Origin of the sequence: Paenibacillus sp. B2(2019) (assembly GCF_008370385.1) — a bacterium.
In the GTDB taxonomy this organism is placed as follows: Bacteria; Bacillota; Bacilli; order Paenibacillales; family Paenibacillaceae; genus Paenibacillus_AQ.
On sequence record NZ_VTZR01000002.1, the window covers coordinates 695,015 to 711,752 of the forward strand.

At 44.3% G+C, this 16,738-nt stretch carries 15 protein-coding genes and 1 pseudogene; 14 read left to right on the forward strand and 2 right to left on the reverse strand.

Translation table 11 applies throughout. The features are described 5' to 3' along the window. Positions 1 to 55 precede the first annotated feature (55 nt). Entirely contained in the window at positions 56 to 1,027 is a 972-nt protein-coding gene (locus PAENI_RS03520; protein WP_149644260.1) for an alpha/beta hydrolase, read from the forward strand. 140 nt (positions 1,028 to 1,167) lie between these two features. Beyond that, positions 1,168 to 1,890 carry a sensor domain-containing protein gene (locus PAENI_RS03525; protein WP_149644261.1) on the forward strand — a complete coding sequence of 241 codons (723 nt, stop codon included), beginning with the start codon at positions 1,168 to 1,170 and terminating at the stop codon, positions 1,888 to 1,890. An 89-nt stretch (positions 1,891 to 1,979) separates the two neighbouring features. On the opposite strand, the gene PAENI_RS03530 is transcribed toward PAENI_RS03525, so the two are convergent. Further along, positions 1,980 to 2,768 carry a tyrosine-protein phosphatase gene (locus PAENI_RS03530; protein WP_149644262.1) on the reverse strand — a complete coding sequence of 263 codons (789 nt, stop codon included), beginning with the start codon at positions 2,766 to 2,768 and terminating at the stop codon, positions 1,980 to 1,982. Between the two features lie 221 nt (positions 2,769 to 2,989). Between PAENI_RS03530 and PAENI_RS03535 the strand changes: the two genes are divergently transcribed. The 7 genes and pseudogenes from PAENI_RS03535 (at position 2,990) to PAENI_RS03565 (ending at position 8,829) form a co-directional block, all read left to right on the forward strand. Continuing rightward, positions 2,990 to 3,910, forward strand: coding sequence for a VanZ family protein (locus PAENI_RS03535; protein WP_188114463.1), 921 nt, complete (start codon positions 2,990 to 2,992; stop codon positions 3,908 to 3,910). 361 nt (positions 3,911 to 4,271) lie between these two features. After that, complete coding sequence (locus tag PAENI_RS03545; protein WP_149644264.1) at positions 4,272 to 5,663, forward strand: alpha/beta hydrolase; 1,392 nt, start codon at positions 4,272 to 4,274, stop codon at positions 5,661 to 5,663. 3 nt (positions 5,664 to 5,666) lie between these two features. Beyond that, positions 5,667 to 5,819, forward strand: a complete 153-nt coding sequence (locus PAENI_RS32165; RefSeq protein WP_223178896.1) for a hypothetical protein — start codon at positions 5,667 to 5,669, stop codon at positions 5,817 to 5,819. Beyond that, positions 5,807 to 6,205 (forward strand): hypothetical protein, encoded by a 399-nt coding sequence (locus tag PAENI_RS03550; protein ID WP_223178897.1) that lies wholly within the window; start codon positions 5,807 to 5,809, stop codon positions 6,203 to 6,205. The genes PAENI_RS32165 and PAENI_RS03550 overlap by 13 nt, the downstream gene beginning before the upstream one ends. Before the next feature lie 133 nt (positions 6,206 to 6,338). Then, positions 6,339 to 7,188 (forward strand): annotated as a pseudogene (locus PAENI_RS03555) (ISL3 family transposase); the annotation flags it as partial. A gap of 397 nt (positions 7,189 to 7,585) precedes the next feature. Next, entirely contained in the window at positions 7,586 to 8,332 is a 747-nt protein-coding gene (locus tag PAENI_RS03560) for an RraA family protein (protein WP_149644266.1), read from the forward strand. 20 nt (positions 8,333 to 8,352) lie between these two features. Next, on the forward strand, positions 8,353 to 8,829 hold the full coding sequence (locus tag PAENI_RS03565) for a NanQ anomerase/TabA/YiaL family protein (protein ID WP_188114464.1): 477 nt from the start codon (positions 8,353 to 8,355) through the stop codon (positions 8,827 to 8,829). Between the two features lie 9 nt (positions 8,830 to 8,838). Here the strand turns inward: PAENI_RS03565 and PAENI_RS03570 are convergent, their stop codons facing one another. Continuing rightward, positions 8,839 to 9,735 (reverse strand): AraC family transcriptional regulator, encoded by an 897-nt coding sequence (locus tag PAENI_RS03570; protein ID WP_149644268.1) that lies wholly within the window; start codon positions 9,733 to 9,735, stop codon positions 8,839 to 8,841. A 104-nt stretch (positions 9,736 to 9,839) separates the two neighbouring features. On the opposite strand from PAENI_RS03570, the gene PAENI_RS03575 reads away from it, so the two are divergent. The 5 genes from PAENI_RS03575 (at position 9,840) to PAENI_RS03595 (ending at position 16,658) form a co-directional block, all read left to right on the forward strand. Next, complete coding sequence (locus tag PAENI_RS03575; protein ID WP_149644269.1) at positions 9,840 to 10,823, forward strand: D-2-hydroxyacid dehydrogenase; 984 nt, start codon at positions 9,840 to 9,842, stop codon at positions 10,821 to 10,823. Between the two features lie 6 nt (positions 10,824 to 10,829). Further along, positions 10,830 to 11,732 (forward strand): dihydrodipicolinate synthase family protein, encoded by a 903-nt coding sequence (locus tag PAENI_RS03580; protein WP_149644270.1) that lies wholly within the window; start codon positions 10,830 to 10,832, stop codon positions 11,730 to 11,732. Between the two features lie 31 nt (positions 11,733 to 11,763). Continuing rightward, entirely contained in the window at positions 11,764 to 12,837 is a 1,074-nt protein-coding gene (locus tag PAENI_RS03585) for a sialidase family protein (RefSeq protein WP_149644271.1), read from the forward strand. A 294-nt stretch (positions 12,838 to 13,131) separates the two neighbouring features. Further along, a complete protein-coding gene (locus tag PAENI_RS03590; RefSeq protein ID WP_149644272.1) occupies positions 13,132 to 13,911 on the forward strand; it encodes a response regulator transcription factor in 780 nt (259 codons plus the stop codon). Next, positions 13,908 to 16,658: a sensor histidine kinase gene (locus tag PAENI_RS03595; protein ID WP_149644273.1), complete on the forward strand. Its 2,751-nt coding sequence runs from the start codon at positions 13,908 to 13,910 to the stop codon at positions 16,656 to 16,658. Before PAENI_RS03590 ends, PAENI_RS03595 begins: the two co-directional genes overlap by 4 nt. Positions 16,659 to 16,738: the final 80 nt, after the last annotated feature.

Here is a 16,738-nt window from a genome sequence, read left to right on the forward strand (position 1 = left end):
GTGCGTAGAACTTACGTACTTTTTTTGTGGAATAGCTGAAGGGGAGGTGAAGAACATGTGGAGGCGGTTTCGTAAAATGGTGTTAGGTATTCTCCTCTTACTGGTGGTGCTAATAGGAATTGGAGCCTTGTATCAATGGTATGGTTCAACACTAGACAGAAAAGCTTATAGACCTGTTGGAAAACTGTATGAGGTAGAGGGCAACAAGATGCACCTTTATACGGAAGGCGAAGGCAATATTACAGTAGTCTTCGCTTCTGGATGGGGATCGGTAAATCCGTATGCTGATTTTTATCCTTTGTATGAAGGACTAAAGCAGTACGTAAAAATTGCAGTGTATGATCGCTTCGGTTACGGCTTCAGCGATGCGACGGACAGACCACGAGATATCGATACGATTACAGACGAAATTCATGAGCTCCTTAAAGTCTCCAAACAGAAGCCACCTTATTTATTTGTCGGTCACTCACTCGGCGCTCTAGAAACGATTCGGTACGCACAGCGCTTCCCGGAGGAAGTGAAGGGGATTGTGTTTATTGATGGTGGAAGTCCAGAATATTATAAAAAAAGCCCGGAGTTAACGGTTATTCCTTGGATATATAAGGGACTCCGAACGACAGGTATTCTGCGGATGTTATATCATTTCGATGGATTCGCGGCATGGGTATCTGACCAAAGTAATGGTGATAAGCTTTTGCCTGAGGGGCTAAAGGCACTAAATCGTAAAGGTACCTTACTCAAGATTGGAAACAGGAACATGGTGAATGAGTTAGAACTAAGTCGAGAGAATGCCGAAGTCGTCATGACTGGTGGGAAGCCACTCCATATCCCCATTACCGTTTTGACGGCTGACTATTTTGGGAAGCTGGATGAAGATCGATCATGGAAGGACAGTCAAGCGGAGTTTCCCGCTTGGTCCACCTCTGGGAAGCAAATCATCGTACAGGGCAGTTCTCACTATATTCATAGTTATCAGCCGAAAGTTGTTGTAGATGAGTTGCTTCGAATGGTAGAGAAGGGGGGATAAACTAGGGCTTATAGCTGTTTCCAGTCTAAACCCATCCTAGCCTTTAGTCTGGTAAGACTCCGGTCCTAAGACTGTTTTGAGCCTTCTCTTTCTCACGTATAATGAGATTAATTGATAACGTGAGAGGAAGGACATAAGAAATGAATGATAAGTTGTATACAATGCCGATCGGAGCGGTAGATTCCATGCAGATTCCCGTAGAATCGAAATCACAATCTAAACCAGGCAAACGTCGATCAAGTCCCAAGACCTATCGGAGTATGTTGTATTTTATAATCTCTTTGCCGATTACGATTGTATATTTCGTGTTTATGGTGACAGGATTAGCATTATCGATTGCTTTAACACCAATTTTCATCGGTATACCCTTGTTTTTCGCAGTAGCTAAAGGGTTAGATTACATTGTGAAATTTGAGCAAGAGCTAGTAAGATCACTGCTGGATATTCCTAGACCGAGTGAAGAGCGCAGAACGGATATGAACCAAGAGGGAGCGGGCTTCCTGCAACGCATGAAGTTAGGTTTTGATGGTGCAAAGTTTGCACGTAACATCATGCTGATTATGGGACGATTCGTATCCAGCATTATCTTCTTCTCACTAACGATAACTGTGGTAGCGGCTGCGCTAGGTCTGATCACACTGCCTGTACTCCATCAGATTTTCCTGCAAACGATGGATTTGAACATTTTGGAGAATAGTGTATTTGCTTTATTTAATATCGACTGGACATTATCTCAGCAATATATATCTTATGTTGTAGCGGGACTTGTCTTCGCCCTGATCGCAAATTGGGTGATTCGAATGCTGATGGATGTACAGCGTAGAATGTTGTTTGTATCCTACGAGGAAGAACGTCAGTATTAAATGGAAAAAAAGCGTAGCTCTTTGAGAGCTACGCTTTTTTTTTATTTTTATCTCTATTTGAATGAATTAGTTCATCGCTCAACAAGTTATTAAGCTTCTAAACAGTATGCTTGTAACTGCTTGCGCTTATCAGCTGTCATGCCGAATTCCTGTTCGAGGAAAGCCTCAACACTTTTATATCGCTCGTCGATGGCAGAGAAAATGGCTTCCATGAATTCTCGACGTAATATAAGCGCAGCCATAACAGTATCTACTTCCTTCGGTGATAGATGTTTTGAGGCTTGCTTTTTTATTTGTTCATTCATAGGACCAAGTGTCTGATTGGAGAGTAAATAGTCTTCTATAATCGTCTCTTTCGGAACTCCAAGTGCTAGGAAGATGAACGCCGATCCAACTCCAGTGCGATCTCTTCCACCGGCACAATGATGCAGGATACTGAATTCATCTGGAAGCATAATTGTTGCCATAAGTCGTTTAAAGGAAGGGTTATCAAATGCCATGTCCAAATACATATTAACTAAGAAGTCTGTCGTAAAATGTTCAAGAAATCCAGAACGAACCACATCTCTCATATCTCCGGGGACCTCTTGCTTTAGAGCAGGTACACAAATGTTTTTTACTCCTGGAATGACTGGATCTGGTTTTAAACGAACTTCTTCTATTCCTCGATAATCAAATATGGTCTTAATTCCAAGGGATTTAAAGAGTTTTATATCTTGATCGGTCATTCCTGTTAATTCGGCTGATCGAAAAAACAAACCGTATTTGACTCTACGACCATCTGAGGTGGCGTATCCGCCCATATCTCGGAAATTGAGGACGCCTTTAAAGGGGAGAACGCGATGCTTAGAATTTGTTGTTTCTAGTTTCTGGTTCATTTTCGTACCACCTTTGGTTGGTTATTGAATAGGCTATTCTAAAATGTAGAAAGGGTGTCGATAAACAATAAAGTTCGCCCTTAAACATATATAATACCATGATAATTATAGAATACTAATTTAAAGAAATCTTAAGATTTCTTTAATGAATACCCTACTAAATAACCTTCCTAAGTTCGGTATAATGACGGATATCGATACTGTAGATGGGGGAGAAGGGCGTGAATACTAAGAAAGAAAGGATGTTAAGTACTTTTGCATGGGTAATATTCATTGTGTATTTACTAGTACTTGTGAGGATAGTTTTGTTCAAAGATACGCAGATATATAATCTTTTTGCTATGATTGGACATGGTCAGAGGGTCTTGAATATCATCCCATTTGCATCGACATTTGAAATGATGAGAACTATAGGGCTTTTGCATAATCTTCAAAATATTGCTGGGAATTTAGCAGTGTTTTTTCCAATGGGGATATTTATACCTTTGATAATGAATAAGGGATTTAAACAAACAATCGTCATAGTGATTGGCATTAGCGTGAGTATTGAGGTAGTTCAGTACATTTTGGCTATTGGAATCAGCGATATCGACGATGTTATATTAAATACAGTAGGGGCCATCGTGGGTTGGTCCGTATTTCAATACATAAAGGGAAAAATAAAAAGAACTTTTATATTCAGAGTGGTTATCGTGGGGATGATGATCGTATTTGGATTCGTGGGTATCTTTGCTATTTTGACGACAGAAACAAGGTTGTTCCAGATCACTCCTAAAAAAGTAACAGTGACTAATCCTGAGTTGATAGACGGTTTAAATTATGGGAGCATTTATGTCACCGGAAAGCTTATGGGTTTCAATGCTCCCGAACTAACGATAGAGAAGGCTATACAGAATCAAAATCAGATAAGACAGACAATTAAAATGGAGCTGGATCAGGAGACGAGAATAATACTTGAACATGTTGAGAGTACGTACTTTTTTGACATTATTACTAGTGAAAAATACATGTATTCTTCATTAACCTATGACGAATTTCTCCCCGCAACCGAAAGCTTCAATCGCATTAATGTTACTATTTGGAGCGCAGATGGTAAGCATGTTGATACGATAATAATTATTAAGCATGATAAAATAACGTAAGAGGCACCTGGAGTGAATAAGTGATCAAAGCTGCCGATTTTTTCAAAAAAAGAACTTCAACTCTTTTTCATTTTGATTATTTAGTGAATGATTCTCGACAGATTCGGACTCTAGAAATTGTTGAGCTTCTCTAATTTATCTTGTGAACGTCCGGCGATAATAACATATGCTCCTTGTTCCACAGCTTGTTTAGCAGTAGCGAGACCGGTCCCTGCCCAACTATTGAGCATACATTAAATAAAGTAGAAAAAGTATACTATTCCTAATAGGAAGTTCACTTGTGAAAAAATGTTCGTAATCCCATATAAAACCTGTATAATAGGTTGTGAAAACGTTTGAACAAAAGATCAGGAGGAGTTCTATGCATTCAAGTGGAAGATTTAAATGGAGTTTTTGGGGACTTGTTGTATTAATTTTGTTAGCGCTTTCGGGATGTAGTAGGAAAGGAAATGTAAATGAAAATGTTGCTACATCACCAACCCCCAATCCAAAGATAAGCAATACTTCTCAGGCATCGGAGAGCCCAACCATTGAAGTTGCGGCAAAAGGTACTGTGCACATAGAAAATTTAGGTGAGCGGAGAATATTTGTTTATTTGCCTGCAGGGTATGAAACTGACAGTGAGCGATATCCTGTTGTGTATATGCACGATGGGCAGAATGTTTTCAACACAAATACCAGCTCTTTAGGCAAAGAATGGAGAGTTGAGGAGATCATTGATCAGCTCGTTGCTGATGGAACAATGGAGAAGGTTATCGTGATAGGAGTCGCCTCAAGTGATGGTTCAGAACGTGGAAAGGAGTATGTTCCATTTCCGGAGGCATCTATTCCTACGGATGGAACGAGTGCAGACGAATTTACCCAATATTTTATCAATACAGTTATTCCCTATGTCGATGGTGCTTATCGGACCATTCCCGATCGGGATCACCGTATGATTATGGGATCGTCATTCGGTGCTATTCAGGCATTATGGATGGGGTATCAACATCCGGAGACCTTCTCATCGATAGGCGCTTTATCCCCTGCCACTTGGGTAAGTAATGGGCGTATGTTGGATGAGTTGGCGAAAGAGTCCGGGAAGCCTGCATTGAAGATTTGGCTCGACATGGGCGTAGCCGAAGGAATGCCAATTGATCCGCTTGTGAATGTATTAAAGTCGAAGGGATTTGTATTAGGTAAAGACCTATTCTTTCAGATGGATCCTCTGGGTACACATGAAGAGAAGTCATGGAATAGACGTGTACATAGTCCATTGATTATGTTCGCCGGGAAAGAGGCTGTACAAAAGATCAAGCTTGAAGTAAGCGACTATCTGACATTACTCGGACCGGAAGCTCTCGATGTGCGTCTTAATTTAATAGCCACTATGGATAATAGGATGGATTATACAATCCTTGACGGAGTTGGATATCAAGTGTTGAATCCTGAAGTGGGGCAGGTAGATATGGCAGGTAAAGTGAGCTTCCTGAAACCGGAATCCTTGAAAGTAAATGTTTCATTTCAAGGTGTTACTGAAGAACATTTGGTTAAATATGAACATTATGTAAAGGTATTTAAAGTTTATGTGAAATCTCTTGATGTTGACGAGAACGGGGATGAGTTCTCCATTAACTTAAAGACCTCTGCTCGAAAAATAAATTCAACTCCTGAGTATATCACAGCGCTAGTGAGTGCCGCTGAAAAAATCGGTATATATACAATTAAGGAGACTCAGGAGGATTCAATTCGTATAGTCTTTAATAAAAAGTAACATATGAAAGAAGCGGATGTAATGGATCAGAACGAAGCGATCCGAATAGTGAGTCTGGCTTTAATAAAAGATTCCGCGGTAAGAGCAGTTTTTCTAAAAGGCTCGCATGCTAGAGAGAAGAAGATGCTTTTTCAGATGTGGATATGTATTGTCTAGTAAATTGTGATTTGATGGAAGGCTTTTTAGAACGCAGAATTTCTTATTTGGAGAACTATCGAAAATTGATTTATTGGTCAGAGTCCGATTTTGTTGGTCCACAGATTGTCGGAGTTTTTGAAGATGGTTTACATTTTGACCTATATACAGTAACACTAGAGAGTCTGAGACATATGGACGAAATTCTAATTCTACATGATCCTAAAGGATTACTGCTAGAATATAAAGCGGAAATGTTCTCGATGATGGATGAACTGCCATTAGGAGTTCAAAAATTGGTGAAAATAGCAGCTGAACTAATTGAGAGTTTGAATGAGCGTTTAGATGAAGGGTGGAACCAGCCCTTCTTCGATTTTATGGTGCAACGGATTCAGGCGCTTACATAGGATTAAGTTTATTAAAAAAAAGCCCACAAATATAGGCTCAAAACCAAAATTAGCGGTTGAAAATTGAAGCAAGGAAAAACGAGGATAAAAATGGAAAAACATCTGCAAATCCTGTATTGTTGTAAGTCCTACCAAACAACAAGAAAAGCCTGCCAGCACGGTTCAGCGCATGCATCAAGAGGCCTTGCCCGTAGAGAACGAACGGCTGCTTGAGCGGCTTGGCGTCAAGCCAAAGACACGCCAGAACTGGTGCTTGGCATCGACGACTTTGCAATCAAAAAGGGGCACCCTACAATACCGGTATTCACGACCTTCGAGGCGAAACCATGCTAGACCTGCTTGCGGGGCGAAAGCTGGACGCGCTACGTGCGTATGCTGAGCAGCATCCCGATTTTTTAAACCTGAATCCCAAGGCGGTCGTCATGGATCTGGCTCAAACGTATCACACCTGGATCAGCGAATGTTCTCCAAAGGCGATCCGGATTGCCTATCGGTTCCACGTTCACGGTTACATCATTGAAAGTGTTCAGACTCTCCTTTCCCCTCGGGCCAAAGCCATCTTGAAAAGTCATCATCGCCTGCTGAATCCGCCTGCAGATTCCTTACCGGACAAGAGCAGAACTCAGTTAAATCAACTACTGGCTTTCTCGCAGCTGCTGCGAGAGGTATGGGAATGGAAAGAGGCGTTCTCTCACTGGTATGACTATTCACCGAATATCCATGTGGCCAAGCTTGGGTTTACTCGTTGGTGTCAGCAGGGGGAAGGCATTGAGCACGAAGTGGTGCAAAGCGCCTTGAGAACGATGCGAAATTGGGAAGAGGAAATCGTGAACTACCATCGCTGCCGCTGGACTAACGCTACACTAGAAGGACGACATAATCGCATCAAAGCGTATCAGCGCCGACACTGCTTCACGCGCAATCCTCGATGTTACAAAAACGGTATTTTATTTGAGTGCAATAAACGCCGCTTGTTAGGATGAAAATAACAACCGCTAATTTTTAGGTTGAGCCCGAATATGACTTACAATGATGCAAAACAATACTTTTCTTAACAAAACCAAGAGGGATTTTGGTTTTGTTTACTTTAGTTTATATAATCAATTTTCTATATTACTCGAAGTAGTCTCCCAAACTTCACATAACAATGCATTTTCGCTGCGGAGCTTACACCCCTTGGTTGTCGAATGTATATCATGGAAGTACTTCAGACAACACACGCCCCGGCCATAGATAGGAGCTATCTAGGCCGGGGCGATCGCAACCTATGATTGCAATTATACATAAAAATCTGAGAGATACAGACGAAAAGATGGAAGGTTTGAGAGCAAAATTACGTTTACAATTAAAGCGTATTCACTATAGAAAGGAAGAGGAGAAATGAAATCATTGTCGCATGCCGATGTGTTGAAACTTAAACGTTGGAACACGCCTACTATTTACAATGGTTGGGAAACTATTACCAAGCATGATATTACGCAAGGGTTTAATCTTGAGGAAATTCATGATTTCATGCCACAGATGGGACCCATGGCAGGTTACGCTGTTACTGTTCAATTTGAACCGAGCAATCCCGCTCATCTCAAGAGCAATGCGAATGCCTGGAGTGAATACCGTAAATACGTGGCGAGCATGCCTGGCCCCAAAATCGTGGTCGTCCAGGACTTGGATAAACCCCGGGTAATCGGTGCTTTCTGGGGAGAAGTGAACAGCAATATCCACCGTGCGCTTGGATGTGTAGGAACGATAACCGATGGTGCGATACGGGATGTGGATGAGATGTGCAATGCGGGATTTAAGGCGATCGCCCGCAGGACATGTGTCGGACATGCTCATAGCATCCCTGTACGATGGGGGATCGAGGTTGAGGTATTCGGCTGCAAAGTCCAGTCTGGGCAACTCCTTCATGCCGATAAGCACGGATTTATCGCCATTCCGAAGGAAGATGAAGCCCAACTGCTGGAAGCAGCGGTTTATATGGATGGCAATGAGTGCAATACAGTCATTCCTGCGGCACGGGGTACAGCGGGAATGACGATTGAGACATTGCTTGCAGGAATCGATAATGCTGGAAAACAATTTGGGGTGAATGTCAGAAATAAATTTGGCAACCCAGGTGAATGGTAGGAGAAAGGGGCAATAGTGGAGTGATTATAGGCGATTTAAGCAAATGGAAGCAGGAACAGTGGGCGTTTGCTGTGATATTGCGCAAAGCGATTGATCATTTGGAAAATACGGATTTTATGCATAAAGCGATTGGCCGATATGATTTGCTTGGGGATGACATGTATGTGATGGTCCAAAAAGTCACTACCGTACCTCCGAAAGAACGCAAAGCGGAGAATCATCGCCAATATATTGATGTTCAAATGGTGGTGACCGGTGAAGAGCTACACGTTGTCGCCAGACAGTCAGAACGCAATCAACCGGTCGAGAATGAAATAACGAACAAGGACTATGCTCTTTATCAAGAAGTGGAGAACGAATTTGAATTGAACTTGAAGCCGGGCATGTTTGTCGTTTATTTCCCCGATGACGTGCATCGTCCCGCTTGCAGTCGCAGCGGAGGTATGGAAACGAAGCGTGTAGTGATTAAGATAAATAAAGCGCTGCTGCATGACTAGTTGCTGCATTCAATTAGCATCAGCATGGTTTGAATGCCGGGCAGTCTGATATTCTCTGGGAGATACACCTTTTGTTTTATGAAAAATACGAACAAGGCTGGAATAGGATCCAAAGCCTGATTCTTCCGCAATCTCTGCAATGGACAGTTCGGTTGCAAGCAGAAGTGAACAAGCATGACGCACACGCAATTCATGAAGAAAATCCGTGAAATGAATGCCATATTGGCGAACAAACATTTCACTGAGAGTAGAAGGATGGAGCCGGAATTGTTCGGATAAGGAACTGAGCGAAAGCGGTTCCAGATAATGCTCGTGGATATAGTTGATAACAGGCCATATACTTCGGGTGCTTGATGACAATTTCGGATTGCCTGTTGGTATCGCTTGCAACTCTGGCTGAGATTCAAGATTGCTTCGAGCAAACTGAGTAAGCGCTCTTTGTAAGTGAGCCTTCGACATGATCGGTTTGAAGGGCTGAGGATTCTCGTATTCTTTCAGCAAGGAGGTGAAGCATTGTTGCATCTCATCAAAGACAGGATCTTCAAGCCGCACAAAAGCTCTCCTATCGTGGATTCCAGTACCCAGCAGAAAATCCCGCAAACAGATTTCTTTGTCACATAGTTCGGTAATTACGTCCATAGGAAAATTGCAAATAAATAAATCGAGCGGGCAGTTCGGATCGGCTGCTATTTCATGCACCTGATAAGGGAGGAGCAGAACCATAGTACCAGGTATCATATCATGCGCTGCTCCATTAATGGTTTCTGAGCCTTTGCCGCCAAGCACCAATGTCAGCTCTACAAAGTCGTGACGGTGTACGGGAGTTTTCCATTGGAGCTTGCGTTTCATGTAAAAAGGGAAGCTGGAGTTCATGTTGGGATATTCAAACAAGTATTCCGGATACACGTTATCTTGCCCCCTTTTCTAGTTACTGGTATTGTACCAAAAATGTTTCCATACTGAAATGTATCCGTGGCACTCGAATTGCCGCAAAGCCGGAGGTGATGAAAGTGAAGATTGTCGTATTGGATGGTTTTGCCTTAAATCCCGGAGATTTAAGCTGGGAGGGGCTAACTCAATTAGGTGATGTTAAGATTTATGATCGTACTCAGAACGAGGAGATTGTTGAACGCTCCCTGGGAGCGCAGATTGTGCTGACGAACAAGACTCCTTTACGGGCAAACGTATTGCAGCAGTTGCCGGAACTTAGATATATCGGTGTGTTAGCCACGGGTTACAACATTATTGATGTGCAGCAGGCAATATTAAATAAGATAATCGTAACCCATATACCCAGCTATGGCACCAGCTCTGTCGCTCAATTTGTTTTTGCTTTAATACTTGAACTTTGTCATCATGTCGGGCGACACTCCACTTTAGTGCATCAAGGTGAATGGAGCACAAGTCCGGATTGGTGTTTTTGGAGATCACCTCTGATTGAATTGTCCGGAAAAACAATGGGGATTCTGGGCGCCGGCAGAATAGGGATGCATACTGCGCGAATTGCCGGTGCTATGGGGATGAAGGTAATCGCGGCTAACAGCAAGGTGAAGCAGAGCCTCCAGGTTCCATTCGACGGGTTTCGTTGGGTTTCCCAGGATGAATTGTTCAGATCCTCGGATATCATCAGTCTGCATTGTCCGCTCATGGAAAGTACTGAGAAAATAATCAATTCCGCTCAAATACGGTTAATGAAATCCAATGTGATCCTCATAAACACCGCACGCGGTGAGCTGGTGGAAGAAAACGACCTTGCTCAAGCATTATCAGAGAAAAGAATTGCGGGGGCCGCCCTCGATGTGCTCTCCACAGAACCTCCGGAGGCTGACAATCCTTTGCTCCATGCACCTAATTGCGTGATTACTCCGCATATCGCCTGGGCTTCGGTTGAAGCCCGCACCAGACTGCTTCAAACAGCTATAGACAATGTAGCATCGTTCCTTGAAGGGAAACCGCAAAATCTTGTAAACAACAATGAACATCAGATAGGATGAATATCTATGTCAACACTAGGGACTTATCAAGGTATTATTCCAGCTATCATTACACCTTATGACAAGGCAGGAGCCATCAGCGAGCCGGCAACACGAAGACTTGTCCACCATTTGCTGAGCAAGGGCATCAGCGGCTTTTACTTAAGCGGAAGCACCGGAGAAGGTTTTCTGCAATCTGTTCCAGAGCGCGAACACTTCCTTGAAATTGTGGTGGATGAGGTCAAAGGAGCTGTACCTGTCATCGCACATATCGGAGCAATGGATACGGATTCCTGTATTGAACTGACGAAGCATGCAGCGCGGGCCGGCGCGAATGCGGTATCCTCCGTAGCGCCTTTCTACTACAAGCACGGGCATGAGCAAGTCCGCACGCATTTTCTTGATATTGCAAACGCTGCGGATATTCCGCTGATTATATACCATATTCCCGCCATGACAGGGGTTCAATCCGGCATAAAGTTTTATGAGAAACTTTCCAAAGAGGACAATATAATCGGAGTTAAGTTTACGTCTAAGGACACATTTGAGCTCCAGCAGCTCATCGAAGCGTGCGGACCGGACTTCCACGTGTTCAACGGTCCGGATGAATGCCTGATTGCGGGGTTAACCCTTGGCTGTTGCGGCGCCATTGGCAGCACGTATAACATCATGCCGGAGCTGTTTGTGGATTTATACCGGCAATTCCATACGGGAAATCTGGCGGAAGCCCGTACGCTGCAGGCGAAGGCGAATCGAGTGATTGCAGAGCTGTTGAAATATGATTTTATTGCTTTCGAAAGAGAAATCCTGCGTTTGCAGGGAATTGATGTTGGCCTTCCCAGAAAACCGATCCAGCAGTTGACGGACGAAGAGCGGAAGAACATTCGTTTGTTTGCACTGCAGATTGATTATTTAAACCTTGAGGGATAAGATTCGGTCGGAAAAACGAGGGGGAACAGACATGTTTAAAACGGTAAAATATTCGATTATTGCAGCATCTTCCGCGAACAGCCCGAGGAACGATACGGCCTCAATCGTGGAGCTGGCGGATGGTTCCTTGTTGGCGGTTTGGCACAAATATGAGGGTACGGGTGGAAGTGATTTCGATTTATGCCGGATTCATGCCAAAACATCATTTGATGGAGGAATGACCTGGGAACAGGAGAGGATGCTGATCGACGTTAATCCGGAGGATCACAATGTCCAAGCTCCCGGACTTTGTCTTCTTCCTGACGGTACGCTGCTGCTCCATTGCACAAGGGGACACCGGGGCGGGTCCAGCTCTACGATGGAGGTCTATACTTCGAAGGATGGAGGCGTGACCTGGGAACTGCTGGCACGCATCTGGGAACGTTCCCAGGGCCAATGGATACAAGGCGGGGCAAACCATATCAACCTTTTGTCCAGCGACCGCTTACTGCTTCCTTTTCACTTCGGCACCGGCCACCAAGGAGGCCAACACAATACAATCGGGTGCTACTTTAGCGATGACTACGGTAAAACGTGGACGCGATCTGTCGGCACTATAGATCTTCCCATGCGTGGTGCGATGGAAGCTTCTGTTGCAGAAAGGAGTGACGGCAGTCTCCTGATGTCCATCAGGTCTCAGTTGGGCACGGTGTTTATGAGCGATTCCAAGGACGGCGGAAACACCTGGAGCCTGCCCCAGGCAAGCGGATTGAAATCCCCCGAATCATGTACCTGCTTAAGACGGATTCCCGACACCGATGTACTCCTGCTGTTATGGAACGATAGTCTGTACGAGCCCAGCAAGCATCATTTCGGACGACGAACGCCTTTAAGCGCGGCGGTTTCCAAGAACGGAGGGGAATCGTGGAAGAAGCTGGGTGATGTTGCGGATGGTCCACATGAATTTACCAATCTGAATTGCATGTTCACCAAATCCGGCAAGGCTATCATTACCTATATGCAAGTTGAAGATCCGGCGTTTTTGCATACCGAATACGATCCGCCTTTCAAAAGAGACGGGATTGATTTAAAGGCAGCTGTGATGGACATAGAAGAGTTGATTTAAAGATAAACCGGATAGATGGACAGGAGCTCCTTCTTTAGGCGGATGTTGTACAGACAAATGCATTTGGCGGAGGATTGGAGCCCTTTCGTTTACCGGTGTATTTTAAAAGAAAAGAATTTATGCTTCGCGCAATTAATTATCTTATCTTACTCGCTGAAACGGATACCGTCCTTTTAAGGACGGCGTAGCCGTTTCTACTTGTTAAGAAGATAGCGTGTCCGGAAATCCTATGGTAGTATAGGGAATACTTACCTCATCTTTATGTAAGCGCTTTTATTGATAGGAGGGGAGCCGATGTACACTGTTTTGATAGCCGATGACGAAGAGTTTATTCGCGAGAGGGTCATGAACAACATGCCTTGGAATGACATCGGATTTGAAGTGGCGGGGTGCGTTTCAGATGGAGAATCGGCTTTGAAAATGGCCCGGGAATGTCATCCACATGCTATCCTAACGGATATATTGATGCCAAAAATGACCGGACTTGAGCTGGCTCAACGGCTAAAAAGCGAACTTCCTCAAATCAAGGTGGCGTTGATGAGCGCCTACGACGATTTCCAATATGCCAAGGAAGCGATTCGTTATGGGGTGAAGGGCTACCTGCTTAAGCCGATCATCCGCACTGAATTCCTCGAGTTGTTCCGGGAAGTCGTCAAGGATTTGAAAATTGAGGCTGCAGGGCAGCCTGTCAACACCATTGGGCACCCCGTCGTAAAGGCAGATTGCGATACTTACATCACTCGCGCCCAACAGTACATTGTCGAGAATTACTCCGAGCGAATCAGACTGGAGGATGTTTCAGAGCGGCTGCATGTCAATCCCAATTATTTCAGTTCCATATTCAAGCGCGATACGGGCAAAAATTTCATCGATTATTTGAATGAAGTAAGAATCAACGAATCCAAGAAATTGCTGCTGCATACCGATGAAAAGGTATTTGAAATATCGCTGCGTGTCGGTTATGGGAACTTTTCGTATTTCAATAAAATGTTCAAGCGCATGAGCGGAGTGACGCCGCAAGCCTACAGAGAGTCGGGAGGATTGGTTTATCAACCCGGGGAAGGCCTGAAGTGAAGCGGAAGGAAATCAAGCTGAACCGCTTTTTGATGCTGTTCTCCCTGTCGACTGTTTCACTGCTCCTCGTCATTATCGGCTATTTTCTTTATGTGAAAACAGAACGTTATATCGATGGGAAAACCGATTCGATGCAAACCATGAAATTGAATCAAGCGGCTGCGGATGTGCGCAAGCAATTCGAGGACATCTACCAGACGATGGATAGTTTGCGAAACAATACGATTGTAATCCAATCGTTGGACAAATTGCAGCGGCAGCAATCCACCGCGTATGAGAAGGTTGTTTTGTCCATGAAATTGGAATCCTCCCTGTTCAACCTGAATAAGGGGAATGAACTGATAAGCAGCATTTCGATTTGGACCGGAGATGGACAATACAGCTCGAATTCGCAATATTCCCCGTATTATTTTGAAGGCAATCGATTTGCTCTTTCAATCCGTGACAATCAGATCTCGTTCATCAATGTGAATCAGACTTATCAAGTGCTCCGCTTAAATCCCTTGGATATTCAAGATAACGCTGTGCAAAAGCTGTTGGACTCATGGAACAGTTCCAGCTATTTGATGTGTCCGATCGCCGGGCAAGGCGGCGGTACGCTCGGAATTCTGATGATCTATTTGAATGTGGGGGCGTTCGAACATATTCTTCCGTACGGCGAATCACTAGCCATCCTGGATAACATGGACCAGGTTGTATTTAAAGGAAGCGAAATCCCATCCGCAATGAAAGAATGGATGAAAGCAGCGGAGTATTTCGTTCGGGATATCGGCTTCCAAGGGATTCGAATCGCCTTAACCCAATCTGAAACGGGGTTTCATAAAGAGCAGCTTCGATCCCTCGGGATATACTTGCTTATTATTTTATGCGGCTGCGCTTTACTTACCTTCACGCTTTCCCAATTGATCGGCCGCCAAATCTTTTACCCTTTGCACAGGTTGATCAGTTGGGTCGGACGGCAGCAAACGCTGGAGGAACGATGGAATCCGACGAGGGATGATCGGGTGAGACGCAGAAGATTTACGATGCGGGACAGACTGTTCATCTATTTTTTGTTGACGATCCTGCTGCCGATATTTCTATTTGTTACGATCTTCTATGTGAAGTCGACACGAATCATTTCACGGGAACTGGAAGAAACCTTTTATGCTCTGTTTGATAAGACGGCCCATCGGGTCGAATTGTTTACAGAGCAGAAAAAAACGGCCATAACCCGGTTGGCGTACGATTCCTATGTGGCATCTTATGTGAATCAGCCTGGCGATCAGCTCCAGAGCGATATGGACCAGCTAATTTTTGACAGCGGCTTTCCAACGCTCAATAAGGATGTTATCGGCATATACGACATGGACAATCAATTGATCTACAGCAACCGGTATAAGCATACTGCCCATATTGACTCCGCCTTTTTTGATCAAATGAGCACCAGCCGTAGGAATCTTTTTTATTGGCTGTCCCCGGCGGAGACGGCCTCCTCCGAAATCAGCCTTGGCATAGGAATTGTGGATATCAACAGCTCATCCCGCCCGATCGGTTACCTGAAAACGGATATCGACGGCGTTTTCTTTACCGATCTTTATTCCGATTTGCAAGAAAGTGGCAGTGAAGTGTTTCTCGTTGACGGCAATGGGCGCATCTTATCCAACTCTGACGAGGAAATGATTGGAGCTATGGCTGAATTGCCATTTAAGCCAGGGCAGATGGACAGCAGAGCGTTTCGAACCGGCGACACGATTTATTTTTCCAAGAGAATAGGTGCCTTGCCTTGGTTTCTCGTTGCTCAATACGATGTTCAGGCAATACGGGATCAAGTGATACGCCTCTTTTCCGGCGACATCTATTTGCTGGTTATTTTATTTTTGCTGATACTGATTTTCTCCTATTTCATGTCGCAATATTTGGTGGCGCCGCTTGCTTCGCTTCAAAACCGGGTTCTGATTATTGATCTTGACTGTGTTACGCAACTGACACTTGATAATACGTATGCCATTGATGAAGTCGAGCAGCTGCGGATTTCCTTCAACCGGATGCTGGAGAGGATTCACCGGCTGGTGCAGGATACACTGGATGCCGATCACGAGAAGCTGACTCTTGAATTCGAAAAGAAAGAGCTTCACCTGGAGGCGCTGCAAGCTCAGATCAATCCCCACTTCCTGTACAATACGCTGGAGAATATCATGTATATGATCGAAGAGGGGGAGCGGCATCTCGCCGTTGATATGATTGGATTGCTAAGCCGCTTGTTTCGTTACGCCATGGGAAAGGACAGTCCGTTGACGACACTTGGGGAGGAGATTGCTTATTCCCAATCCTATGTGAAGATTATGAATTACCGGTATAAACATAGGATTCACTGCGAATGGCAGGTGGAGGCGGCCCTGAATGATTGCACTGTTAACAAGATGATCCTTCAGCCGGTCATTGAGAATTCGATAAGACACTCCCTTCAAAATAAGAACGGCCCGATTCGCATTATGGTCAAAGGCATGAGAGTGGGTGACCATATGGAGCTGGCCGTACAGGATAACGGGCCAGGCATCGATCCGGCAACGCTTGATGAGATCCGGCTTAATTTGGAAAGAAGGGATCGGCGGAAAGTAGGATTATATAATGTGAACGGCAGAATCAGGCTCCAATTCGGAGTAGCGTACGGTTTATTGATCGACAGTCAAGGCGCCGGAACATTGGTGACAATCCGGCTGCCGATCGACGCCGCATCCGTATTGGAAGCGCATTCAAATTCATGAGAATTGTATTATAAACCCCTGATGATTGTGTTACAGATCTCAGGGGCTTCTTTTATATAATGAATAAGCAAGGCAAATGA